The following is a 24,608-nucleotide window of genomic DNA, read 5'->3' on the forward strand; positions in this document are numbered from 1 at the left end:
TACGAACCTTCCGCACCGCCGCGTCAACGGTCCGGAGCCGTCCTCCGGGAACACGCCCCGGAACGAGACCGCGCTGGCTACGGTGTGCCGCGTGGGCGGGCGCACGACAGCCGGACGCGAGCGCGGGGACGACCTCCGGGACGGTCCCGGGCCCGCGCCCGAGGACGTGGAGGTCCGCGTCCTGGGCACCGTCGACGTGCTCGTCGGCGGCCGTCCCGTGCCGCTCAGCCCCTCCCAGCGCACCCTGCTCGCCGCCCTCACCCTCGACGCCGGCCGCGTCGTCGACGTCGACGTGCTGACCGACCGGCTCTGGGGCCCGGACGGGCCGCGGCCCGCGGCCTCCACGATGCACAGCTCCGTCTCGCGCCTGCGCCGGGCGATGGCCCCGGCAGGAGCCCGGGTCCTGCGCACCCGCGCGCCCGGCTACCAGCTCGACCTGACCGGCGGGTCCGACGCCGCCGGCTTCGAGCGCGACTTGGCCCGCGCCCACGCCGACCCCGACCCCGCCGGCGCGCACCGGGCCGTCACCGCCGCGCTGGCCCGCTGGCGCGGACCGGCCTACGCCGACGTCGGCGCCGACTTCGCCCGCGACGAGGCGCGGCGCCTGGAGGGACGGCGGCTGGAGGCCCTCGAACTGCGCGCCCGGCTCGACCTGGCCGTCGGCCGGCACCGCGAGGTCCTGGCCGACCTCGCCGACCTCGTCGCCCAGCACCCCCTGCACGAGGACCTGCGCGCCTCCCTGGCCCTGGCCCTCTACCGCAGCTCCCGGCAGGCCGAGGCGCTCGCGGTCCTCGACGCCGGCCGGCGCGTGCTGGCCGAGGAGCTGGGCATCGACCCCGGTCCGTCGCTGCGCCGGCTGCGCGAGCAGGTGCTGCGGCAGGACCACGCCCTGGACGCCCCCGCCGCTGCCCCCGCCGCTGCCCCCGCCGCTGCCCCCGCCGCTGCCCCCGCCGCCGTTCCCGTCCCCGCGGCCGGTGGGGTCCCCGACGCCCGCACGTCCCTGGTCGGTCGCGACGCCGAGGTCGCCGCCCTCGGCGCCGTCGTCCGCTCGGCGCGGCTCGTGACGCTGACCGGCACGGGCGGGGTGGGCAAGACCCGCCTCGCGGGCGCTGTGCTGGAGACGCTGCGAGCGCACCACGACGGGGCGTGGTTCGTCCCGCTGGCGACCCTGACGCACCCCGGCGCCGTGCTGCCCGCCGTCGCCCGCGCCGTCGGGCTGCCGACGGCCACCGACGCCGACGGGCTCGACGACGTCGTGGACCGGCTCGCCCAGGGCCGGAACCTGCTGGTGCTGGACAACTGCGAGCACCTGCTGGGAGCGGCCACCCGGATCGCCGAGCTGGTGGACCGCTGCCCGCAGCTGTCGGTGGTGGTGACCTCCCGGGCGCCCCTGCGCGTCGGCGGGGAGGTCGAGCACCGCGTCGACCCGCTGCCGCCCGCTGCGGCGCGGGAGCTGTTCGTCACCCGCGCCGCAGCCGTCGCGCCCGGGTTCGTCCTCGACGAGCGGACCACCCCGGCCGTCGACGCCGTCTGCCGGGCCGTCTCGGGGATCCCGCTGGCCCTCGAGCTGGCCGCCGCGCGGGTCCGCGTGCTGGACGTCGAGGACCTCCTGCAGCGCCTCGACCAGGCCCTGGCCGACGGCCCGCGCGACCTGCCCGAGCGCCAGCGCAGCGTCCGCGCCACGCTGGAGTGGAGCTACGGCCTCCTCGACGCCGACAGCCGGGGCCTGTTCCGCCGGCTGGGCGTCTTCACCGGCGGGTGGACCCTCGACGTGCTCGAGGACGTCGAGGGTCCCGACGTCCTGACCCCGCTGCAGCGCCTCGTCGAGCACTCGCTGGTCACGGTGGACTTCTCCGGCGTCGCGCAGGGGCTGCCGGCGCGCTACGGCGTGCTCGAGCCGACGCTGCAGCACGCCCGCCGGCTGCTGGCCCACCCCGAGCACGCGGCCGAGCGCGAGGCCGCCGCCCGCGCGCACGCGCAGGCCCTCACCCGGCTCGCCGAACGGGCCGCCACCGCCTACCGGGGCGCGGACCAGGTCCGGTGGCTGGCTCGCATGGACCTCGAGCACCCCAACGTCCTCGCCGCGCTGGAGTGGGCGCGCGCGGCGGGCGAGGCCGACCTCGGCGGGCGGCTGGTGTGGGCCAGCTGGCTCCACTGGTGGCTGCGGGGGCAGCTGCGCACCGGGCGGCGCTGGGCGGAGGCGCTGGCCGCACCGGCCGGAGCGACCCCGACGCTCGCGACGGTGCACGCCCGGCTGGCGGCCGCTGCCATGGCGTTCGCGCAGGGGGACGAGGCCGCGTCCCGGGCCGGCTGGCGGGAGGCCCTGGACGGGATCGAGCGGGTGCGCGGGTGCTCGGACCTGGAACGGCAGGAGGTGCGGGCCCAGGGCGAGGCCGGGCTGGGGATCACCGCCCTGGTCGAGGGGGACACCGCCACCGCGGCCCGTCAGCACCGCCGGGCCGTCGAGCTGGCGGCGCCGCTGCCCGCGGACACCTGGGGGCCGTGGATCGTGCGGCTGAACCTCGTCTGGGGCGCGACCGCGGCCTGGCGCGAGGGCCGGTCGAGCGAGGCCCGAACCGACCTGGAGGCCGCGCTCGGCCTGGCGCGCGGCGTCGGCGACCGGCTCGCGACCTACATGGCCCTGTACAACCTGGCCCTCGTCGAGCGCGACGTCGACCCGGGCCGCGCCGCCCGGACCCTCCTGGAGGGGGTGCGGCTGTCCGAGCAGATGCGGGACCTGGCCAACCTGTCGTACTTCCTGGAGTCCCTCGTCGTGCTGCTGGCGCCCGGCGGCGACGTCGCCGCGGCCCGGGCGCTGGCGACCCTCGCCGCCGTGGCCGGGGCCGCCCGCGAAACGGTGGGCTTCGAGGTGTACCGCTACTACCCGCGGGACGCGGCGGCCGCCCGCGCGGCCGTCGAGTCGGTGCGGGCGAGGCTGACCGCGCACCAGCTGCAGCAGGCCACCGCCCGCGGGGAGGCGGCGTCGCTGGCCGAGGCGGTGGCGCTGGCGACGGAGGTCGTCGCCTCGACGCTCACGCCGGGGCCGCCAGCTGCGCCCACTGCGACCAGCTGACGTCCACGCCCACGTACCGGGGCCGGCGGAACGGCCACTCCCGGGCCACCCAGCCGGGCAGCACGCTGCGCAGCTCCTCCTCCAGCGCCGTCCCGGCCGGTGCGGTGACCGTCCACCAGGACACGTCGACGTCGGCGGCACCCGTCCCGCCCCGCGGGGGGTCCAGGTAGACGCAGCCGACCAGGGTGTCCTCCGGCTCGTCGAGCACGCCGTAGGTGAACGAGACGTGCTCAGCGGTCTCGCGCTCCTGGCGTTCGAGGTCCCGGCGGTCGGACTCGGCGTCCAGGTCGGCGGGCGGCCAGCCCCACGCCGCCCCGAAGCGCCGCCACAGCGCGGCCCGCGAACCGAGGACGGCGGGCAGGTCGAGGCCGACGTCCACCGCGCGCAGGGGGCGCAGGTGGAACCCGCTGTCGAGCTCGAGGTGCGGCGGGTGGGTGAACCAGGGCGGCAGCCACGCGGCGGCCTGGGGCGGGGTGCTCATGCCCCCACGGTGGCGGGCCCGCCTTGCTGGTCCCTTGCCGCGCGGCCCGGGGGCACCGCGCGGCCCGGGGGTGGCGGCCCACCCCCGGGCGGTCGCCTCAGCGCGCGTCGCGCTCCTGGGCCCGCAGGGCGCGGGCCACCCCGTCGCGGTTCTCCAGCACCAGCCGGCGCAACGCCGGCGGGGCGTCGGTCTCGGCCGCCAGCCACGCGTCGGTCCGCTCCACCAGCGCCGCGTCGGCGAGGTCGATCGGGTAGAGCCCCGTGACGATCTGCTGGGCCATCTCGTTGGTGCGCTCGGCCCAGACCGTGCGCAGGGCGGCGAAGTACGGCTCGACGAACGGGCGCAGCAGCGCCTCGTCGTGCACCCGGCCGAACCCGGCGATGACCGAGGCCTGCACGGCGTTCGGCAGGTCGCCCTTCTCCACGACGTCCGCCCACGCCCGCTGCTTGGCCTCGGGGGTCGGCACGGCCGCCCGGGCCGCCGCGGCCGAGCGCTGACCCGTCGCCGTGGCGTCGCGGGCCAGTTCGGCGTCGATCGCGTCGGCGCCCAGCGCACCCCCGGCCACGAGCGAGGTCAGCAGGACCCAGCGCATGTCCGCGTCGACCTCGAGCCCCTCGATGACGCCCGAGCCGTCGTAGAGCCCGGACACCACCGCGAGGTGCTCGGCGCTGCGGGCGAACGCGGCGAAGGACCGCGCGAACTGCAGCTGCGTGTCGCTGCCCGGTGCGGCCGCGCGCAGCAGCTCCAGCAGCGTCGCGGCGGTCCGCGCCCGGACCTGCTCGCGGTGGGCGGGGGCGGTGTACAGCTCGACCGTCGTCGTCAGCTGGCGCAGCAGGACGAGGGCGACCGTCGAGTCCGCCCGCGCCGCGTCACCCGGCAGCAGCCGCGTCAGCAGCAGGTCGACGTAGTCGCGGGCGGGCGACTCCCCGTCGCGCGTCATGTCCCACAGCGCGGCCGCGACCAGGGAGCGGGGCAGGGAGTCGCGGAAGGCGTCGAGGTGCTGCAGCGCCGTGGCGAGCGAGGCGTCGTCGAGCCGGATCTTGGCGTAGGCCAGGTCGTCGTCGTTGACCAGCAGCAGGTCGGGACGCTTGCGGCCCACGAGCTGCGGCAGGTCGGTGCTCGGCCCGGCCGCGTCGAGCTCGAGGCGGTCGGTCCGCTCGAAGCTGCCGTCCACCAGGTCGTAGCTGCCGATCGCGATGCGGTGGGCCCGCAGGTGCGGGTGCTCGGCCGGGGCCTCCTGCAGCAGCGAGGCCGCGGTGATCGTGCCGTCGGCGTCGACCTCCACGACCGGGCGCAGCGTCGCCACGCCCGCGGTCTCCAGCCACTCGCGCGACCACGCCGACAGGTCGCGGCCGGAGGTGGTCTCGAGCTCGCGCAGCAGGTCCACCAGCTCGGTGTTGCCGTAGGCGTGCCGCGCGAAGTACGCGCGGACCCCGGAGAGGAACTCCTCGCGGCCGACGTAGGCGACGAGCTGCTTGAGGACGCTGGCGCCCTTGGCGTAGGTGATGCCGTCGAAGTTCACCTCGACGTCCTCGAGGTCGTTGATCTCGGCGACGATCGGGTGCGTCGTGGGCAGCTGGTCCTGCCGGTAGGCCCACGACTTCTCCAGGGAGTTGAAGGTCGTCCAGGACCCCTTCCACTCCGTGGCCTCGGCCGCGGCCAGGGTGGAGGCGAACTCCGCGAAGGACTCGTTGAGCCACAGGTCGTTCCACCAGCGCATGGTCACGAGGTCGCCGAACCACATGTGCGCCAGCTCGTGCAGCACCGTCACGACGCGGCGCTCGACGGTGGCCTGCGGGACCTTGGAGCGGAAGACGTAGCTCTCCACGAACGTCACCGCGCCGGCGTTCTCCATCGCCCCGGCGTTGAACTCCGGGACGAACACCTGGTCGTACTTGGCGAACGGGTACGGGCGGTCGAACTCGCGTTCGAAGAACTCGAACCCCTGCTTCGTGGCCGCGACCACGTTGTGGGCGTCGAGGTGCTGCACGAGGGACTTGCGGCAGTAGACGCCCAGGGGGATCGTCCGGCCGTCGGCGGACACGAGCGAGTCCTCGGACCCCTCGTAGGGCCCGGCGATGATCGCGGTCACGTACGACGACAGGCGCGGGGTCTTCTCGAACGTCCAGCGGGTCCCGGCCTCGACGGGGTGCCGCCCGGCGACGGGGGAGTTCGAGACCACCCGCCAGTGCGCGGGCGCCGTGACCGTGAAGGAGAACTCGGCCTTGAGGTCGGGCTGCTCGAAGACGGCGTAGACGCGGCGGGAGTCGGCGACCTCGAACTGGGAGTACAGGTACACCTCGTCGTCGACCGGGTCGACGAAGCGGTGCAGCCCCTCGCCGGTGTTCATGTACCGGCAGTCGGCCACCACCAGGAGCTCGTTCTCGGCCGCCAGCCCGTCCAGCTGGATCCGCACCCCGTCGTCCACGGCGGCGACGTCCAGGGCCGTGCCGTTCAGGACGACCTCGTGGACCCGTGCGCTGATGAGGTCGACGAACGTGGAGGCACCGGCCGTCGCGCTGAAGCGCACCGTCGTCGTGGAGCGGAACGTCTCCGGCCCCGTCGTCAGGTCCAGGTCGACGTCGTAGTGCTCCACCTGCACGAGCTCGGCCCGGGTGCGGGCCTCCTCGCGCGTCAGGTTCTCGCCGGGCACGGCACGTCCTCTCTCACGGCTGTTGCGATCTGACGAAGCACTCTGCCACGGCCTGCCGACACGGGCCCCGCGACCCGGGTGCCGGCGGCCGGGAGCACCATGTCCCCATGACCACCGAGACTGCCCCCCAGAAGGCGCGCGCGGACTTCTGGTTCGACCCCCTGTGCCCGTGGGCCTGGATGACCTCCCGCTGGATCCTCGAGGTCGAGCAGGTCCGCGACATCTCCGTGCACTGGCACGTCATGAGCCTGTCGGTCCTCAACGAGGACAAGCCCGACCTGCCGGAGGACTACCGCGAGATGCTGCAGCGCGGGTGGGGCCCGGTCCGCGTCGTGACGGCCGCGCGGATCCTGCACGGCGAGGACGTCGTCCTGCCGCTCTACACGGCGCTGGGCACCCGCCGCCACCCCGGCGGCCGCGACGACTGGGACGGCATCATCGCCGAGGCCCTCGCCGAGGTCGGGCTGCCGGCCGAGCTGGCCGAGTACGCGGGCCGGGACACCTACGACGCCGAGCTGCGGGCCTCGCACGCCGAGGGCATCTCCAAGGTCGGCGAGGACGTCGGCACCCCCGTCGTCGCCTTCGAGGACGTCGCCTTCTTCGGGCCCGTGGTGACCCCCGCCCCCAAGGGCGAGGAGGCCGGCAAGCTGTGGGACGGCTGCGTCCTGGTGGCGAGCGTGCCGGGCTTCTTCGAGCTCAAGCGGACCCGCACGCAGGGCCCCGTCTTCGACTGAGGCGCGGCCGGACGCCGCGCCGGGCACCGTGCCGGGCTCACGTGACGACGCGCATCGGCAGCCCGCGCTCGTCCTCGTCGCCGCCGAGGACGACCGCGCCGCCCGCGGCCCAGCGCAGCGCCGAGTACGCGCACGCGGCGGCGTCGAGGTGGTCCTCGCCCGGGGCGTCCTCCGAGGCCTGGTCGGGGTCCAGCCACCGGGCCAGCGCCGCGATCCGCGCGGCCCGGCCGGCCGCGGTCTTCTTCGAGGCCAGGACCTGCCCGGCCAGCGCGGCGAACGACAGCTCCGGGTGGGTCTCCACGACGTGCCCGCGGGCCCAGGGGTCGGCGGCGAGCAGCGCGTCGACGGCGAGCACCGGGCCGCGCAGCCCCCAGGTCTGCGCGGACAGCCCCTTGCCGTGCAGCACCGCGCGGCACCGGGTGCGGGCCGCGGCGTAGTCGTGGGCGGTCAGCACCTCGCGCGGGGGGACGAGGAACACGCGGGGGTGGGCGCGGCCGAGGGCCCGCTTGGCCAGCAGGTCCGCCGGGCGCCAGTCGGCACGGGGCAGGCCGACCGGCACGTCGATCCCGACCGCGGCGGCGCCGTGGGCGCGGGCGAGCGCGACGAGCGGTGCGGCGTCCTGGGCGGTGAACGTCTCCCACCCGCGCAGCGCGGCGCGCTCGGGCGTCCCCTCGACGACGGCCACCGCCCACCCGCCGCGCCGGCCGTCCACCCCGACGACCACCCGGCGCGCGTCCACGTCCGCGATGGTCGCACCCCGGTCCGCACCGGGAGGCGACCCGCCCGAGCACGTGACCGGCGAGATGTCACTGTTCGTTGCTTCTAACTACCCTGTGTCATGCGTACCCTGGGGTCCATGGAGCGGAGGTCGGCGCCGCGGGCCCGGCCCGTCCACCACCCCTCCCTGTTCGGCGCAGCCCGGCGGGCAGACCTGCGTCGGCTGCTGACCCGCCCGCCCCAGGGCCTCGCGCTCGTCCTGCTCGTCGCGGTCGTGCTGGCCGTCGGCCTCGTGTCGGCCTCCACCCGGGTCGTCACGCTGACCTCGCTGGTGCCCGTCGCCCTCGTCGGCTCGCTGGTCCTGCGCTACCGCCGGATGGTCGTGCTGGCGGTGGCGGTGATGGTCGCGGTGGCCGTGTCGGGCCTGTTGCGCCCGGCGAGCTGGCCACCGCTCACCCCCAGCTTCGTGGTCGTCACCGCGCTGACCGTCCTCATGGCCGTCGTCTTCGCCCGCGGCCGTGAGCGGCTGGGGCTGACCGGCTACCTCGGCGAGGCCATGCTCGTGGACCTGCGCGACCGGTTGCTGGCCCAGGGGCGACCGCCGCAGCTGCCGCCCGGCTGGCACGCCGAGGGGCTGCTGCGCCCGGCCCACGGCGACGCCTTCTCCGGGGACGTGCTGCTGTCCTCCGTCGTGGGCGACCACCTGGAGGTGGCGCTCGTCGACGTCTCCGGCAAGGGGCAGGACGCCGGCAGCCGGGGGTTGCTGCTGTCGGGTGCCTTCGGGGGCCTGCTCGGGGCCCTGCCCCCGCACGAGTTCCTCCCCGCCGCCAACCGGTACGTGCTCCGGCAGAACTGGTTCGAGGGCTTCGCGACGGCCGTCCACGTCGCCGTCGACCTCACCTCCGGCAAGGTCACGGTGTCCTCGGCCGGTCACCCGCCGGCCGTGCACGCCCACGGCGCGCACGACGCCGAGCTGCTCGAGGGCGCCGCGGGGCCGGTGCTGGGCCTGGTCCCCGAGGCCGAGTTCACCGCCGTCACGACGACCCTCGAACCCGGCGACGCCCTGCTCGTCTACTCCGACGGGGTCGTCGAGCAGCGCGACGTCGACCTCGGCGAGGGCATCGGCGCGCTCGTGCGCCGGCTGCTCACGCTGCCCGTGGGCCAGCGGACCGGTTCGCTGGGGCGCCTCGTCGACGACGTGGCACCGGGGGAGGCCGACGACCGGACCGCGCTGATGCTCTGGCGCGACGCCTGAGGGACCGCCCGGTCAGGACGGCGGGCGCTGCGCCGCCGCCCGCGCCCCGCGCTCGGCGCCCAGGTCCCGCGCCAGCCGCGCGAGCAGCGGCGCCGCGTCGCGCACGCAGACGGCGGGGTCGGGCTCGAGGTCGGTCAGGGCCCGGGCGTCGCTGAACCCGGCCGCCCGCCAGCGCGCCTCGGGCAGGGTCCGTCGGCCGCTGAGGACGACGACCGGGGCCGGGACGCGCGCAGCGGCGGCCGCCACGCCCACGGGGGTCTTCCCGCCGAGGGACTGCTCGTCGAAGCTGCCCTCGCCCGTGATGACGAGCGAGGCGTCCTTCGTCCGCTCCGACCAGCCCGCCAGTTCCAGGACGACCTCGATGCCCGGCCGGCGGGTCGCGCCGAAGAACCCCAGGGCCAGGAAGCCGACCCCGCCCGCGGCCCCGGCCCCCGGGGCGTCCCGCGCGTCGAGCCCCGTCGTGGCGGCCAGCACGTCCGCGAACCGGGTCAGGGCCGCGTCCAGCAGGGCCACGTCGGCGGGGGAGGCGCCCTTCTGCGGGCCGAACACCGCGGCGGCGCCGCGCTCTCCCAGCAGCGGGTTGTCGACGTCGGCCGCGAGCGTCCAGCGGACCGCGCGCGCCCGGGGGTCCAGCCCGGACAGGTCGACGCGGTCCAGGTCCAGCAGCGCGGCCCCGCCGTCGGGCAGGTCGTGACCGGCGGCGTCGAGCAGCCGCGCCCCCAGTGCGACGAGGATCCCCGCGCCGCCGTCCGTCGTCGCGCTGCCGCCGGCGGCCAGCACGACCTCGCGCGCCCCGGCGTCCAAGGCGGCGCGGACCAGCTCGCCCGTGCCGCGCGTCGTGGCGCTCAGGGGGGCGGGCACGCCCCCGGGCAGGCGGTCCAGACCCGACGCCTGGGCCATCTCGACGAGCACGACGTCGCTGCCGTGGTCGGCGTCGCGGGCGAACGTGGCCTCGACGGTCCGCCCCGTCGGGCCGGGGACCTCGACGGTGACGGGCACGAAGCCCGCCGAGCGCAGCGCCGCCTCGACCGTCCCCTCGCCGCCGTCGGCCACGGGCAGCTCGGTCGAGGCGATGCCCAGACCCTCGGGCTCCAGACCGCGGTCGCGGCAGCCCGCGACGAAGGCGGCCAGGAACCCCTCGCGGAAGCCCTCCGCGACGATCCGGGCCACCTCCCCGGCGCTGAGGGAGCCCTTGAACTTGTCGGGGGCCACGACGACGTGGAAGACGCTCTCCGGCCAGGGCATGCCCGGGACCCTACCGACGGGCCCGGGACGCGAACAGCGGCCGGTCCCTGAGGGGCCGGCCGCTGCGGTGGAGCGGGTGACGAGAATCGAACTCGCGTAGCTAGTTTGGAAGACTAGGGCTCTACCATTGAGCTACACCCGCGTGAGGGGACCCGTGCGACCCGCCCGACGCAGTCTCCGCCACGCGGTAGTCCGCCGGGGGCCGTCCGCGACCCTCGGGGAACAGCCTAGCGGGTCCTGGGCGGTAGCCTGCTCCGTGTGCCGCCCGCGGGTGGTGCGCGGGGTGTGGCGCAGCTTGGTAGCGCGTCCGCTTTGGGAGCGGAAGGCCCCCGGTTCGAATCCGGGTACCCCGACGGACGATGCGACCGTCACCCAGTGCACCAGGTGGGCGGTCGCGCAGTGAAGGGCCCCGTCGCGGACAGCTACGCTTTCGCGGTGCGTCGGGGCTGCCCCGGCGTGCCGCACGCCTGACCACGACCTCCGCGACGCGGAGAGACCCCAGGAGATCCCCGCTGTGAAGAGCGACGTCGAGACCCTCAACCCGACCCGGGTGAAGTTCACCGTGGAGGTCGGCTACGACGAGCTGAAGCCCAGTCTCGACAAGGCCTACAAGACCATCGGTGGTCAGGTCCAGGTCCCGGGCTTCCGCAAGGGCAAGGTGCCCGCGCGGGTCATCGACCAGCGCTTCGGTCGTGCCGTCGTCCTCGAGGAAGCCGTCAACGACGCGCTGCCGAAGTTCTACCAGCAGGCCGTCGAGGCCTCGGACTTCCTCCCCCTGGGCCAGCCCACCGTCGACGTCTCGCAGGCGCCGGACCCGGCCAAGGGCGGGGACCTGAAGTTCTCCGTCGAGGTCGACGTCCGCCCGACCCTCGAGCTGCCCGACCTGTCCACCGTCGTCGTCTCCGTCGACGACCTCGAGGTCCCGGCCGAGGAGGTCGAGACCCGCCTCACCGCGCTGCGCGAGCGCTTCGGCACCCTCGTGGGCGTCGACCGGGCCGCCGCCGACGGCGACTTCGTGTCCATCGACCTGCGCGCCGAGATCGACGGCGAGGAGATCGAGACCGCCAAGGGCATCAGCTACCGCATCGGTCAGGGCAACATGATCGAGGGCCTCGACGAGGCGCTGACCGGCGTCGCCGCCGAGGGCACCACGACCTTCACCGCCCCGCTGGCCGGCGGCGACCGCAAGGGCGAGGACGCCTCCATCACCGTGACCGTGCAGTCGGTCAAGGAGCGTCAGCTGCCCGAGGCCGACGACGACTTCGCCCAGCTCGCCAGCGAGTTCGACACCCTCGAGGAGCTGAAGGCCGACCTGCTCAAGCAGGTCGAGCAGTCCAAGAAGTTCGAGCAGGGCCTGCAGGCGCGCGACAAGGTCCTGGAGAAGCTGCTCGAGCTCGTCGAGGTCCCCGTCCCGGCGTCGCTGGTCGAGGCCGAGATCCACTCCCACCTCGAGCGCGAGAACCGCCTCGAGGACGCCGAGCACCGCGCCGAGATCCAGGAGTCGACCGAGCAGGCCATCCGCAGCCAGCTGCTGCTGGACGCCCTCGCCGACCGCGAGGAGATCGGCGTCGAGCAGGGCGAGCTCATCGAGTACCTGGTCGGGCAGTCGCAGCAGTACGGCATGGACCCGAACCAGTTCGTCCAGATGGTCGACGGCGCGGGCCAGATCCCGGTCATGGTCTCCGAGGTGCGTCGCCGCAAGGCGCTCGCCGTGGCCATGGAGAAGGCGACCGTGACGGACGCCTCCGGCAACGCCGTGGACCTCGAGGAGCTCGTCGGCGGCGACGAGGAGGACGAGGGCACCGAGGGCGCCGAGGCGGGCACCGCCGACGCGGACGCCGACGCGACCGTCGAGAGCCCCGAGTCCGAGGCCGGCGCGACCGTCGACCCGACCGGGGACGACGAGGCGGCCGCGGCCGACGAGGTCTCCAAGAGCTGATCCCCGCCGCTGTGGGCGCACCCGCACCGGGTGCGCCCACAGCGAAAAGGGCCCCGCCCCGACATGGTCGTCGGGGCCTGCGCGTTAAGGTCGATCGAGATCGGCGGAGCATCCGCCGTACCCTCCCGGACTCGATCCGGGGTGGGTGGTCGACGCCAGGAGAGGGCCAGGGAACAGCGTGAGCGAGATCTTGAGCGCACCGGGACTGGTGACGCCGCAGCAGGCCCGGACGGGCGCGCCCGGCACGGGCCTGGACGACAACGTCTACCAGCGGCTGTTGCAGCAGCGGATCATCTGGCTCGGGACCGAGGTCCGGGACGACATGGCCAACGCCATCTGCGCACAGCTGCTGCTGCTCGCCGCGGAGGACCCGGACGCGGACATCTTCATGTACATCAACTCGCCCGGCGGCTCGGTGTCCGCGGGCATGTCGATCTACGACACCATGCAGTACATCAAGCCGGACGTGGCGACGATCGCCACCGGCATGGCGGCCTCGATGGGGCAGTTCCTGCTCTGCGCGGGTGCCCCGGGCAAGCGCTCGGCGCTGCCCCACGCGAAGATCATGATGCACCAGCCGTTGGGCGGCCTCGGTGGTTCGGCCAGCGACATCAAGATCCTCGCCGAGCAGATCATCGCCACGAAGAAGCAGATGGCCGAGCTCATCGCCCAGCACTCCGGGCAGACCTTCGAGCAGATCACCCGCGACTCCGACCGCGACCGCTGGTTCTCCGCGCAGGAGGCCAAGGAGTACGGCCTGATCGACCACGTCGTGGGGCACACCAGCGAGGTCGAGGGCGGGGGCGGCACCGGTGCCTGAGCTGTTCCGTCCGCCGTTCAACGCTTCGAGGGGAGACCGCCCGATGAACCCGCAGTCCCGGCTGAACCCGGCGTACGACCAGTCCGCCCGGTACGTGCTGCCGCAGTTCGAGGAGCGCACGTCCTACGGGATGAAGCGCTCGGACCCGTACACCAAGCTCTTCGAGGACCGCATCATCTTCCTCGGCGTGCAGGTGGACGACGCCTCCGCGGACGACATCATCGCCCAGCTCATCGTCCTGGAGTCCCAGGACACCGAGCGCGACATCATCATGTACATCAACTCCCCGGGCGGGTCCTTCACGGCCCTCACGGCGATCTACGACACGATGATGTACATCCGCCCCGACATCCAGACGTACTGCATGGGCCAGGCCGCCTCGGCCGCCGCGGTCCTGCTGGCCGCGGGTGCCCCGGGCAAGCGGTTCGCGCTGCCGAACTCGCGCATCCTCATCCACCAGCCGGCCATGGCCGGTGGTGACTACGGGCAGGCCTCCGACCTGGAGATCCAGGCCAACGAGATCCTGCGCATGCGCGGCTGGCTGGAGAGCACGCTCGCGTTCCACTCCAACCGCACGGCCGAGCAGGTCCGCGACGACATCGAGCGCGACAAGTTCCTGACCGCGACCGAGGCCGTCGAGTACGGCCTCATCGACGAGGTGCTCACGAGCCGCAAGGCGTCCGCGCCCTCGCTGTGAGCAGCACGTAGCGTCACTCATCTGCAGCACCGGGTGAGCTGGAGACGCGCACCCGGGGGGCCGGTCTGGCACCGTGTCCCCCGGGGGCGTCTAATGAGTCGGACCGGGAAGTCCGCGGAGACGTCGTCCCCGCCAGGTACCGTGGCGGCACGCGACGCGACGAGGGGTCCGGCCCGCCGGTGGTGGGGTCAGGACCGCCGCCGCGTCAGCACCACAGCACTTCTACGAGAGGAATCGTCGGTGGCACGCATCGGTGACGGTGGCGACCTGTTGAAGTGCTCGTTCTGCGGCAAGAGCCAGAAGCAGGTCAAGAAGCTCATCGCGGGTCCGGGTGTGTACATCTGCGACGAGTGCATCGACCTGTGCAACGAGATCATCGAGGAGGAGCTCGCCGAGGCCAACGACCTGGGCCTGGTCGAGCTGCCCAAGCCGAAGGAGATCTTCGACTTCCTCGACCAGTACGTCATCGGCCAGTCGTCGGCGAAGAAGTCCCTCGCCGTGGCCGTCTACAACCACTACAAGCGCATCCAGGTCGGCGAGGCCACGGGCAAGGCCCGTGAGGACGCCGTCGAGATCTCCAAGTCGAACATCCTGCTCATCGGCCCCACGGGCTGCGGCAAGACGTACCTGGCGCAGACGCTCGCCAAGATGCTCAACGTCCCCTTCGCCATCGCCGACGCGACGGCCCTGACCGAGGCCGGCTACGTCGGCGAGGATGTCGAGAACATCCTCCTCAAGCTCATCCAGGCCGCCGACTACGACGTCAAGAAGGCCGAGACGGGCATCATCTACATCGACGAGGTCGACAAGATCGCCCGCAAGTCCGAGAACCCCTCCATCACGCGCGACGTGTCGGGGGAGGGCGTCCAGCAGGCCCTGCTGAAGATCCTCGAAGGCACCACCGCGAGCGTCCCCCCGCAGGGCGGCCGCAAGCACCCCCACCAGGAGTTCATCCAGATCGACACGACGAACGTCCTGTTCATCGTGGGCGGGGCCTTCGCCGGCCTCGACAAGATCATCGAGTCGCGGGCGGGCAAGCAGGGCCTCGGCTTCGGCGCCCAGCTGCGCTCCACGGCCCAGGCCGAGCCCTCCTTCGCCGACGTCATGCCCGAGGACCTCATGAAGTTCGGGCTCATCCCCGAGTTCATCGGGCGCCTGCCGGTCATCACCACCGTCGAGAACCTCGACCAGGAAGCCCTGGTCCAGATCCTCACCCAGCCCCGCAACGCCCTCGCCAAGCAGTACCAGCGGATGTTCGAGCTCGACGGCGTCGAGCTCGAGTTCACCGACGACGCCCTCGAAGCCGTCGCCGACCAGGCCATCCTGCGCGGGACCGGCGCCCGCGGCCTGCGGGCCATCATCGAGGAGGTCCTCCTCCCCGTGATGTTCGACGTGCCCAGCCGCGACGACATCGCCCGCGTCGTCGTCACCCGCGAGGTCGTCCTCAAGAACGTCAACCCGACCCTCGTGCCCCGCGAGGCCCCGGCCCGCAAGACCACCCGCGAACGCCGCGAGAAGAGCGCGTGATGTGGGCTCCCTGCGCGGCGGGCTCCACGTGATCGTGTCCTGAACGGCGAAAGCGCCGCACCCTCTGCTCGTCCCTTGACGGGGGACGACCGGGGTGCGGCGCTTCCGCCGTTCAGGACACGATCGTCGCCCGCTGCTCCGGTCGCACGCGTCCGCTGGCCACGTGGTGACCTGTCCGCGGCGTGTCCACCGGGGCCGGCGGGTGAGTGGCGACCTTCCGCCACGAGCGCTCGAGGGGATGGGGCGCGAGGACCGGACCACGCGGTCGGTCGACGCCCAGCGACCGGAGCAGCGGCGACGATCGTGCTCTGAGACGCAGAAGGGCCGCATCCCCCTCCACTGCACCTCAACGGGTGCGAGGAGTGGATGCGGCCCTTCTGCGTCTCAGAGCACGATCTCCAGGAGCCGCCGCGCAGGGAGCCAGTCCTACTGCAACACAGCTTCCACGTCGATCTGGACCTTCAGGGTCGTACCGAAGACGGCGACGCCGATCCCGACGGCCTGGTTCCAGTTCATCTTGAAGTCGTCGCGGTGCAGCTCGGTGGTGGCCGAGAACGCGGCGCGGGTCCCGCCCCAGGGGTCGGGGCCGCTGCCGGCGTAGGACAGCTGCAGCTGGACGGGGCGGGTGGTGGCGAGCAGGGTCAGGTCGCCGGTGAGGATCCAGCCGTCGGCGCCGCGGTGCACGCCGGCGGCCCGGAACGTCAGCGTGGGATGCTGCGCGGTGTCCAGGAAGTCGGCGGAGCGCAGGTGGTCGTCGCGCATGGAGTTGCCGGTGTCGATGGACGTGGCGTCGATCTCGACCTCGACGCTGGCGCGAGTGACGTCCTCGGGGACCGTGATGACCCCGGAGAAGCTGGTGAACCGGCCGTGGACGGCGGACAGGCCGAGGTGGTGGGCGGTCGCCGAGATCGTCGAGTGCATGACGTCGATGGCCCACACCCCGGGGGGTGGCACGTCGCTGCCGCCCTGCCGGCGCAGCCGGACCTCGCCGATGCGCCAGGCGCCGTCGGCGGGGACGACGACGCTGGTGGCGCGGGGGTCGTGGGCGGCGGCGGCGACGAGCATGGTCGCCGCCCCGGCGGGCACGCCGAGGAGCGCGAACCCGCCGTCGCCGCCGGTGACGGCGCGGGCGACCTGGGAGCCGTCGGCGCCCAGGAGGGTGACGGAGGCGCCGGTGACGGGCCAGCCCTCGCGGGTCAGGACCCGGCCCTCACCGGTGACGCCCGTCCCGGTGACGGCACCGGTGGTGGACCGCTGCGTGGAGGGGTCGGCGTTCACCGCTGCTCCGTGCGCGTCTCGAACTGCGTCAGGTCGAGGGTGGCGGCCGGGGACCCGAGGGTGAGCTGGGCGGCGGAGACGGTGTCCTCCTCGATGTCCACGGACGTCGCGACGGGGGCGAAGCCGGCGGCGGTCAGCGTGTAGTGGCCGCCGGCGAGGTCCTCGAAGGAGTAGCTGCCGTCGGGGCCGGTGAGGACCGAGCCGACGACCTCGCCGTCACCGTCGACCAGGGTCACGGAGGCTTCGCGCAGGACGCGCCCGTCGCTGGCGGCGACGACGGTGCCGGTGAGGCGCCCGCCGCCGGTCAGGACGAGGTCGCAGGCCAGGGCGCCGGAGTCGGGCACCTCGACGCTGCGGGCGAGCGGGCGGTGCGACTCGCTCTGGGCGGTGAGCACGTAGGCGCCACCCATGAGCTGGTCGAAGGCGTAGCCGCCCCCGCCGTCGGTGCGGGTGGAGCCGACGACCTCGCCGGTGACGTCGGTGAGGGTGACGAGCGCACCCTGGACGCCGTGGGTGCGGCCGTCCTCGTCGACGCGGTGCGTCTCGTGGGCCAGGACGCGGCCGGTGATGGCCGAGCGGCCGGACAGGACGACGTCGCGGGTGACGGAGGAGTCCGCGATGCCGACGAGGGTGGCGGCGGGGGCCACGTGGGCGGCGGCGACGATCAGCAGGTAGGTCCCACCGGTCGGCAGGGCCAGCGCGTACGCGCCGTCCTCGCGGCTGGTGGTGCGGGCGACCTGCTGGCCGGACTGGTCGGCGAGGGTCACGACGGCACCGGCCAGGGGCCGGGAGTCGTGGTGGCGGACCGTGCCGGACAGCGTGAGCCCGGCGTCGGTGCGCGTTGACTGGACGGGCACGCTCGGGACCTCCTGGCGTTCGGGGTGCTGGACACCGTTCAGGTGGGCACCGTTCACGTGGGCACCGCCGACCGCGACGCCGTCGTGCGTCGCCGGCGCGGCCGCGGCGGGCGCCTCGGCTGCCGCCGGGGCCTTCGCAGCATCCTGGCCGCCGTCCTCACCGGTGCGCAACGCGCGCTCCTTGAAGAACAGGGTGATGAGGAAGGCCACGAGGGCGAAGGGGGCGGCGATGAGGAACACGTCGGCGATGGAGGAGCCGTACGCGGACTGCACGATCGAGCGCACCGGCTCGGGGATGGCGTCGAGGTTCGGCACGCCCGTGCTGGAGCCCAGCGAGCTGAGGGCCTTCGCCGGGTCGATGCGGGCCGCGGCGAGCCCGTCGGTGAGGTGGGTGGTGACCCGGTGGCCGAGGACGGCGCCGAGGGCCGAGACCCCGATGGCCCCGCCGAGGCTGCGGGCGAAGGCGACGAAGGAGCTGGCCGACCCGAGGTCGCGGGGCTCGGCGACGTTCTGCACGGCCAGGACGAGGTTCTGCATCATCATGCCGACGCCGAGGCCGATGAGGGCCATGTAGGGCGCCAGGACCCAGTAGTTCGTGTCGTACTCGACGGTGCCCATGAGGCCCAGGCCGGCGGTGAGCAGGACGCCGCCGGTGACGAGCCAGCCCTTCCAGCGGCCGGTGCGGGTGATGAACTGCCCGGCGACGGTGGAGGCGAGGAACAGCCCGACGATCATCGGGATGGTCATGACCCCGGCCATGGTGGGCGTCTCGTGGCGGCCGAGCTGGAAGTACTGGCTGAGGAAGATCGTGGCGCCGAACATGGCGACCCCGACGAAGAGGCTGGCGGCGGCCGACAGCGCGATGGTCGGGTTGCGGAAGAACTTCAGCGGGACGATGGGTTCCTTGGCGCGGTGCTCGGCGAGGGTGGCCAGGGCGAGCAGGACGACGCCGCCGGCGACGAGGCCGACGGTCCACCACGAGCCCCAGTCGAACTCGGTGCCGGCCAGGGAGACCCAGATGAGCAGCGCGGAGATCCCGGCGGCGATCAGCAGGGCGCCGAGGTAGTCGATGGAGACGGCGCGGCGCGGCTGGTCGGGCAGCTTCAGCTTGAACTGCAGCACGAGGAAGGCGAGGACGGCGAAGGGGATGCCGACGTAGAAGCACCAGTGCCAGGACAGGTGCTCGGTGAGGACGCCGCCGATGAGGGGCCCGCCGACGGTCGCGATGGCGAACGTGGCGCCGAGGTAGCCGGAGTACCGGCCGCGCTCGCGGGGGCTGACCATCGAGGCGAGGATCACCTGGGCCAGGGCCAGCAGGCCACCGCCGCCGATGCCCTGGAAGACGCGCAGCGTGATGAGCATGCCCATGTTGGTGGACAGGCCGGCGACGGCCGAGGCGATGACGTAGATCACCAGGGCGGACTGGACGAGCAGCTTCTTGGAGAAGAGGTCGGACAGCTTGCCCCAGATGGGGGTGGAGATCGTCGTCGCGAGCAGGGCGGCGGTGACGACCCAGGTGTAGCCGGACTCGGTGCCGTGCAGGTCGTTGACGATGGTGGGCAGGGCGTTCGAGACGACCGTCGAGGACAGGATCGCGACGAACATGCCCAGCAGCAGGCCCGAGAGCGCCTCGAGGATCTCCCCGTGGGTCATCTTGGGGGCGGCGCCGGGTGCGGTGGGTGCGGTGGGGGCGGTGGTGCTCATGCGTTCGCCTGCAACGTGGTCTCCAGGGTGGTCGGGGTGGTCTCCGGCGACGCTGCCGCGGTTCGGGGGAGGCACTCGGTGGCGCGGGTGAGCCGGCCGAGCAGCCGGGTGAGGTCGTCGACGTCGACGTCGTCCCAGCCGTCGAGGTGCTCGACGAGCCGGTCGACGAGGGCGCGGCGGAAGGTGCGCAGCTCCTCGACGCCGGCGTCGGTGACGCTCAGTCGTTGCGAGCGGCCGTCGTCGGGGTCGGGGGCGGAGGTCAGCAGGCCCTTGGCCTTCAGGTGGGTGACGTGCCGGCTGACGGTCGACAGGTCGAGGGAGAGGTGCTCGGCGACCTCGCTGATGCGCAGGGGACCCCGCTGGTGCACGACCGCGAGGGCGACGGCGGCGGGGGTGTTCGTCGTGCCGACCAGCGTCCGGCGGGCCCGGAGCAGGTCCGGGAAGACGTCGACGAGCGCTGCGCACGCGTGGGGTGTGGCCATGACGACCTTCGGGAGTCTGGTTGGTGTGTGCAAGCAACCATAAGACCGTTTGGTTGCTCCATGCAACCCGAAGGATCCACCGGCCGGGGTCTCCCCGCACCCCGGGGCGTCGGGGTGCGGGGGTCGGGCCGGCGCGTCAGACGGCGGCGTTGAGGCGGTGCAGGAGGTCGGCCAGCGCCGTCATGTCCTGCTCGGGCCAGTCCTCCAGGCGCGAGTGCAGCCGCTGGCGGCGGGCCGTGCGGGCCGCGTGCACCTTCTCCAGGCCGTCGGGGGACAGGGTCAGGCGCACCGCCCGGCCGTCGGTCGGGTCCGCCTCGCGGGTCACCAGGCCCAGCCGCTCCAGGAGCTGGACCTGCCGGGACAGCGTCGGCTTGCCGATCCCGAAGAACGCCGCGAGGTCGGAGGGGCGCGCCTCGCCGGTGTCGTCGAGGCGCACCAGGAGGCTGTACGCCTCCGGTTCGAGGTCCGGGTGGACGCTGCGCGCCGTCTCCCGGTTGATCGCGCGCGAGCGCCGCAGCAGCACGGCGAGCTCACGTTCCAACGCTTCGGCGGGACCACTGACCATCCCAGGAACTTACCGGTCCCGCCGTTCGACGGGTGACGGACAAGTGGCGCGCCGGTGCGTCGGGGTTGAACGTCGCCTCCGCGACCCCGTACTGTCGCGCCCAGATGCATCGAACCGATGCATCGAGAGGAGCAGCACGTGGTGCGCAAACGGGGGGACGTCGTCCTCCTCGCCGTCCTGGCCCTGCTGGCCGACGGCCCCCTGCACGGCTACGAGGTCAGGAAGCGCCTCGACCAGCGGCTGGGGTTCTTCCGGGCCCTCAGCTACGGCACGCTCTACCCGGCGCTGCGCGCGCTGCAGGCCGGCGGCTGCATCACCGAGACCACCGAACAGCGCCTGCCCGGCACCATCAGCCCCAAGCGGGCCCGGGTGGTGTACGAGATCACCGCCCACGGCCGCGACCGGCTCGCCGCGCTGCTGGAGGAGTCCGGGCCGGAGTCCTGGGAGGACGACGCGTTCGGCGTCCACTTCGCCCTGTTCGCCCGCGTCGGCCCGCGGACCCGCCTGCGCATCCTCGAGGGTCGGCGGGCACGCCTGCTCGAACGCCTCGAACTCATGAACCGCTCGATCGACCGCACCCAGGCCCAGCTCGACTTCTACGCCCTCGAGGCCCAGCGGCACGGCGTGGAGACCGTCCGCAGCGAGGTCGACTGGCTCGAACGCCTCATCACCGCAGAGCACACCCCGAACCCCCACCCCGAGGAGAACCCCTGATGGCTGGTCCGATCCGCGTCGCGATCGTCGGCGTCGGCAACTGCGCCGCCTCGCTCGTGCAGGGCGCCCACTACTACCGCGACGCCGACCCGTCGCAGTCGGTGCCGGGCCTCATGCACGTCCAGTTCGGCGACTACCACGTCCGCGACCTGCAGTTCGTCGCCGCCTTCGACGTCGACGACAAGAAGGTCGGCACCGACCTCGCCGACGCCATCGGCGCCAGTGAGAACAACACGATCAAGATCTGCGACGTCCCGGCCACCGGGGTCACCGTCCAGCGCGGCCACACCCTCGACGGCCTCGGCAAGTACTACCGCGAGACCATCACCGAGTCCGCCGCCGAACCCGTCGACGTCGTCGCCGCCCTGCGCGAGGCGCAGGTCGACGTCCTCGTCTGCTACCTGCCCGTCGGGTCCCAGGACGCCGCGGAGTTCTACGCCCAGTGCGCGATCGACGCGAAGGTCGCCTTCGTCAACGCCCTGCCGGTCTTCATCGCCAGCGACCCCGAGTGGGCGCAGAAGTTCACCGACGCGGGGGTGCCGATCGTCGGCGACGACATCAAGTCCCAGGTCGGGGCGACCATCACGCACCGCGTGCTCGCCAAGCTCCTGGAGGACCGCGGCATCAAGCTGGAGCGCACGTACCAGCTGAACGTCGGCGGGAACATGGACTTCAAGAACATGCTCGAGCGCGACCGCCTGGAGTCCAAGAAGATCTCCAAGACGCAGGCCGTGACCAGCAACGTCCACGCCGACTTCGGCACCCGCAACGTCCACATCGGCCCCAGCGACTACGTCCAGTGGCTCGACGACCGCAAGTGGGCCTACGTCCGCCTGGAGGGCAAGGCGTTCGGCGACGTCCCGCTGAACCTGGAGTACAAGCTCGAGGTCTGGGACTCCCCGAACTCCGCCGGCGTCATCATCGACGCCGTCCGCGCCGCCAAGATCGGCCTGGACCGGGGGATCGCCGGCCCGCTGCTGTCCCCGTCGGCGTACTTCATGAAGTCCCCGCCGCAGCAGCGCGACGACGAGACCGGCCGCCAGGGCGTCGAGGCCTACATCGCGGGCACCCTCGACCGCTGACCCGCCACCGGCCCGTGGCCGGTACGACGAAGGCCCCCACCGCCGCGGTTGGGGCCTTCGTCGTGCTCGTCAGTCCTCGGTGGGGGCGATCTGCGCCTGGGCGGTCAAACCTTCGGCACCCTCGACGACGACCCACTCGATCGACGCGGCGCGCGAGGCGGCGAGCACGTCGCCCTCGGCCCGGCGGGCGGCCTCGACGAGCGCGGCCGGCCCGGACACCGTGGCCGCCGACAGCGGGGTCTTCTGCGAGACCTTCGCCTCGCTCTTGACCTTGCGCAGCACCGACAGCGCCTGGCCCGCGGCCGGCAGGACGGTGGCCGCGGTCCCGTCGACGGACCCCAGCTCGGAGACGACCGGCCAGGCGGCGGTGTGGACGGACCCGTCCTGCCACCACGACCAGACCTCCTCGGCCGCGTACGGCAGGAAGGGGGCCAGCAGCCGCAGCAGGGTCCGCAGCGTCACCGCCGCCGTCGCCCGCGCGGACGCGGCCGCCTCCTCACCGCGGGCGCCGTAGCCGCGGTCCTTGACCAGTTCCACCCAGTCGTCGCAGAAGTTCCAGAAGAACTTCTCCGTCACGTCCAGGGCGCTGGCGTGGTCGTAGCGCTCGAAGGCCTCGGTGGCCTGCTGCACGACGCTCGCCAGCCCCGCGACGACGCTGGCGTCGATCGGCTCGGTGATCGTGGCCGGGTCCGCGGACGTGCCGCGCTCGACGCCCAGGCCCAGCACGAACTTCGAGGCGTTGAGCAGCTTCATCGCCAGCCGGCGGCCGATCTTCATCTGCCCGGTGTCGAACGTCGCGTCGGTGCCCAGGCGCGAGGAGGCCGCCCAGTACCGCACCGCGTCGGAGCCGAACTCCTCCAGCAGCGCCAGCGGCGTCACGACGTTGCCCTTGGACTTCGACATCTTCTTGCGGTCCGGGTCCAGGATCCAGCCCGACAGCGCCGTACGCGCCCACGGCAGCCCGTCGAACTCCAGGTGCGAGCGCACCACGGTCGAGAACAGCCAGGTGCGGATGATGTCCTGGCCCTGCGGGCGCAGGTCCATGGGGTAGACGCGGGAGAACAGGTCCTCGTCGCGTTCCCAGCCGCCGGCCAGCAGCGGGGTCAGCGACGACGTCGCCCAGGTGTCCATGACGTCGGGGTCGGCGGCGAAGCCACCGGGCACCCCGCGCTGGTCCTCGGCGTAGCCCGGCGCGGCCTCGGCGGCCGGGTCCACGGGCAGCGCGGCCTCGTCGGGCACGATCGGGGAGTCGTAGACCGGCTCGCCGTCGGCGTCCAGCGGGTACCAGACCGGGAACGGCACGCCGAAGAAGCGCTGCCGGGAGATCAGCCAGTCGCCGTTCAGGCCCGAGACCCAGTGGTCGTAGCGGTGCTTCATGTGCTCGGGGTGCCAGGCCAGCTCCCCGCCGCGCTCCAGCAACGCCGAGCGCAGGTCGGTGTCGCGCCCGCCGTTGCGCAGGTACCACTGGCGGGTGGAGACGATCTCGAGGGGCCGGTCGCCCTTCTCGTAGAACTTCACCGGGTGCACGATCTTCTTCGGCTCCCCGACCATGTCGCCGGAGGCCTGCAGGGCCTCCACGACGGCCTTCTGCGCGCTGAACACAGTCTGGCCCGCGATCGTCGCGTAGAACTCGGCGCCCGCCCCGGACAGCCAGGCCGGGGTCTCGCGCAGCAGCCGGCCGTCGCGGCCGATGACCGCGCGGTTGTCCAGCTGCAGCTCGCGCCACCAGGTGATGTCGGTCGTGTCGCCGAAGGTGCAGATCATCGCGATGCCGGACCCCTTCTCGGGGTCGGCCAGCTTGTGGGCCAGGACGGGCACCTCGACGCCGAACAGCGGCGTGCGGACCGTCGTGCCGAACAGCGGCTGGTACCGCTCGTCGTCCGGGTGCGCCACGAGCGCCACGCACGCCGGCAGCAGCACCGGGCGCGTCGTCTCGATGTAGACCGTCTCCCCGCCGGCGGTGGGCGTGAAGCCGAGGCGGTGGTAGGCGCCCTCGGTGTCCTTGTCCTCCAGCTCGGCCTGGGCCACGGCCGTGCGGAACGTCGTGTCCCACAGCGTCGGGGCCTGCTGGGAGTACGCCTCGCCGCGGGCCAGGTTGCGCAGGAACGCGCGCTGGGCCGTGGCCCGCGAGGTCTCCGAGATCGTCGAGTAGGTGTGCGACCAGTCCACCGACAGGCCCAGGCGGCGCCACAGCGACTCGAAGACCTGCTCGTCCTCGGCGGTCAGCCGGTCGCACAGCTCCACGAAGTTGCGCCGCGAGACCTGGACGAAGTCGCGGTCGTTCTTCGGCGCCTTCTCCGGCGGCACGAAGGACGGGTCGTACGGCAGGCTCGGGTCGCAGCGCACGCCGTAGTAGTTCTGCACGCGCCGCTCGGTGGGCAGGCCGTTGTCGTCCCAGCCCATCGGGTAGAAGACGGACTTGCCGCGCATCCGCTGGAAGCGGGCCACGACGTCGGTGTGCGTGTAGCTGAACACGTGCCCCACGTGCAGGGACCCCGACACCGTCGGCGGCGGGGTGTCGATGGAGTACACGTCGGCGCGGGCGGCGGTGCGGTCGAAGGCGTAGGTGCCCGACTCCTGCCACTGCGGGGCCCAGCGTTCCTCCAGACCGTCCACGGTGGGACGGTCGGGTACCTCGACGCCGGGCGCGGTGGTGGCGCGGAACTGCGGTGCGGGCCCAGAGGTCGAGGGCGAGGCCGAGGGGGTGGTGGCGTCGGACATGCCCCCATCATCCCAGCCCCCGGGCCGTGACCCCGCCCGGTGGTGACCTCGACCTCACGCGCTT

Annotated in this window: 18 protein-coding genes and 2 tRNA genes; 10 read left to right on the forward strand and 10 right to left on the reverse strand. The window is 73.5% G+C overall.

The window, feature by feature from the left end; translation table 11 throughout:
* Positions 1-91 precede the first annotated feature (91 nt).
* Positions 92-3,073: an AfsR/SARP family transcriptional regulator gene (locus CLV37_RS04535; RefSeq protein WP_146149295.1), complete on the forward strand. Its 2,982-nt coding sequence runs from the start codon at positions 92-94 to the stop codon at positions 3,071-3,073.
* Here CLV37_RS04535 and CLV37_RS04540 read toward each other — a convergent pair.
* Together CLV37_RS04540 and pepN are read right to left on the reverse strand one after the other, a co-directional pair.
* Complete coding sequence (locus tag CLV37_RS04540; protein WP_106207614.1) at positions 3,033-3,554, reverse strand: GNAT family N-acetyltransferase; 522 nt, start codon at positions 3,552-3,554, stop codon at positions 3,033-3,035. The two genes, CLV37_RS04535 and CLV37_RS04540, sit on opposite strands and share 41 nt — an antisense overlap.
* Before the next feature lie 97 nt (positions 3,555-3,651).
* A complete protein-coding gene (gene pepN / locus CLV37_RS04545) occupies positions 3,652-6,207 on the reverse strand; it encodes an aminopeptidase N (protein WP_106207616.1) in 2,556 nt (851 codons plus the stop codon).
* A gap of 107 nt (positions 6,208-6,314) precedes the next feature.
* On the opposite strand from pepN, the gene CLV37_RS04550 reads away from it, so the two are divergent.
* Entirely contained in the window at positions 6,315-6,941 is a 627-nt protein-coding gene (locus tag CLV37_RS04550) for a mycothiol-dependent nitroreductase Rv2466c family protein (protein WP_106207618.1), read from the forward strand.
* 37 nt (positions 6,942-6,978) lie between these two features.
* Here the strand turns inward: CLV37_RS04550 and CLV37_RS04555 are convergent, their stop codons facing one another.
* Positions 6,979-7,680, reverse strand: coding sequence for a DUF429 domain-containing protein (locus CLV37_RS04555; protein WP_211298396.1), 702 nt, complete (start codon positions 7,678-7,680; stop codon positions 6,979-6,981).
* Between the two features lie 117 nt (positions 7,681-7,797).
* On the opposite strand from CLV37_RS04555, the gene CLV37_RS04560 reads away from it, so the two are divergent.
* Positions 7,798-8,913 carry a PP2C family protein-serine/threonine phosphatase gene (locus CLV37_RS04560; protein WP_106207622.1) on the forward strand — a complete coding sequence of 372 codons (1,116 nt, stop codon included), beginning with the start codon at positions 7,798-7,800 and terminating at the stop codon, positions 8,911-8,913.
* 12 nt (positions 8,914-8,925) lie between these two features.
* Here the strand turns inward: CLV37_RS04560 and CLV37_RS04565 are convergent, their stop codons facing one another.
* Positions 8,926-10,158, reverse strand: coding sequence for a glycerate kinase (locus CLV37_RS04565; RefSeq protein ID WP_106207624.1), 1,233 nt, complete (start codon positions 10,156-10,158; stop codon positions 8,926-8,928).
* A 68-nt stretch (positions 10,159-10,226) separates the two neighbouring features.
* Positions 10,227-10,300 (reverse strand) — tRNA-Gly (locus tag CLV37_RS04570).
* Between the two features lie 137 nt (positions 10,301-10,437).
* On the opposite strand from CLV37_RS04570, the gene CLV37_RS04575 reads away from it, so the two are divergent.
* From CLV37_RS04575 to clpX, 5 genes are all read left to right on the forward strand, one after another.
* Positions 10,438-10,511: transfer RNA gene (locus CLV37_RS04575), tRNA-Pro, on the forward strand.
* A gap of 161 nt (positions 10,512-10,672) precedes the next feature.
* Entirely contained in the window at positions 10,673-12,097 is a 1,425-nt protein-coding gene (tig, locus tag CLV37_RS04580; RefSeq protein ID WP_106207626.1) for a trigger factor, read from the forward strand.
* A gap of 178 nt (positions 12,098-12,275) precedes the next feature.
* A complete protein-coding gene (locus CLV37_RS04585; protein WP_425433603.1) occupies positions 12,276-12,917 on the forward strand; it encodes an ATP-dependent Clp protease proteolytic subunit in 642 nt (213 codons plus the stop codon).
* Between the two features lie 43 nt (positions 12,918-12,960).
* Positions 12,961-13,614: an ATP-dependent Clp protease proteolytic subunit gene (locus CLV37_RS04590; RefSeq protein ID WP_106207628.1), complete on the forward strand. Its 654-nt coding sequence runs from the start codon at positions 12,961-12,963 to the stop codon at positions 13,612-13,614.
* 240 nt (positions 13,615-13,854) lie between these two features.
* Positions 13,855-15,141 carry an ATP-dependent Clp protease ATP-binding subunit ClpX gene (clpX, locus tag CLV37_RS04595; protein ID WP_106207630.1) on the forward strand — a complete coding sequence of 429 codons (1,287 nt, stop codon included), beginning with the start codon at positions 13,855-13,857 and terminating at the stop codon, positions 15,139-15,141.
* A gap of 426 nt (positions 15,142-15,567) precedes the next feature.
* Here clpX and CLV37_RS04600 read toward each other — a convergent pair whose 3' ends face one another.
* The 4 genes from CLV37_RS04600 to CLV37_RS04615 all read right to left on the reverse strand — a co-directional run bounded on the left by CLV37_RS04600 (position 15,568) and on the right by CLV37_RS04615 (position 20,027).
* Positions 15,568-16,341 carry a YceI family protein gene (locus CLV37_RS04600; protein ID WP_425433606.1) on the reverse strand — a complete coding sequence of 258 codons (774 nt, stop codon included), beginning with the start codon at positions 16,339-16,341 and terminating at the stop codon, positions 15,568-15,570.
* A 74-nt stretch (positions 16,342-16,415) separates the two neighbouring features.
* The gene (locus tag CLV37_RS04605; protein ID WP_106207634.1) at positions 16,416-18,980 is read right to left on the reverse strand and encodes an MFS transporter; all 2,565 of its coding nucleotides are present in this window, start codon (positions 18,978-18,980) and stop codon (positions 16,416-16,418) included.
* Positions 18,977-19,462: a MarR family winged helix-turn-helix transcriptional regulator gene (locus CLV37_RS04610; protein ID WP_106207636.1), complete on the reverse strand. Its 486-nt coding sequence runs from the start codon at positions 19,460-19,462 to the stop codon at positions 18,977-18,979. Before CLV37_RS04610 ends, CLV37_RS04605 begins: the two co-directional genes overlap by 4 nt.
* A gap of 136 nt (positions 19,463-19,598) precedes the next feature.
* Complete coding sequence (locus tag CLV37_RS04615; protein WP_106207638.1) at positions 19,599-20,027, reverse strand: MarR family winged helix-turn-helix transcriptional regulator; 429 nt, start codon at positions 20,025-20,027, stop codon at positions 19,599-19,601.
* A gap of 138 nt (positions 20,028-20,165) precedes the next feature.
* Here CLV37_RS04615 and CLV37_RS04620 point away from each other — a divergent pair, with 138 nt between their 5' ends.
* On the forward strand, positions 20,166-20,741 hold the full coding sequence (locus CLV37_RS04620) for a PadR family transcriptional regulator (protein ID WP_106207640.1): 576 nt from the start codon (positions 20,166-20,168) through the stop codon (positions 20,739-20,741).
* The gene (locus CLV37_RS04625; RefSeq protein WP_106207642.1) at positions 20,741-21,823 is read left to right on the forward strand and encodes an inositol-3-phosphate synthase; all 1,083 of its coding nucleotides are present in this window, start codon (positions 20,741-20,743) and stop codon (positions 21,821-21,823) included. The genes CLV37_RS04620 and CLV37_RS04625 overlap by 1 nt, the downstream gene beginning before the upstream one ends.
* A 69-nt stretch (positions 21,824-21,892) precedes the next feature.
* Here the strand turns inward: CLV37_RS04625 and valS are convergent, their stop codons facing one another.
* Positions 21,893-24,544: a valine--tRNA ligase gene (valS, locus tag CLV37_RS04630; protein ID WP_106207644.1), complete on the reverse strand. Its 2,652-nt coding sequence runs from the start codon at positions 24,542-24,544 to the stop codon at positions 21,893-21,895.
* Positions 24,545-24,608 lie beyond the last annotated feature (64 nt).

This window comes from Kineococcus rhizosphaerae (assembly GCF_003002055.1).
In the GTDB taxonomy this organism is placed as follows: Bacteria; Actinomycetota; Actinomycetes; order Actinomycetales; family Kineococcaceae; genus Kineococcus; species Kineococcus rhizosphaerae.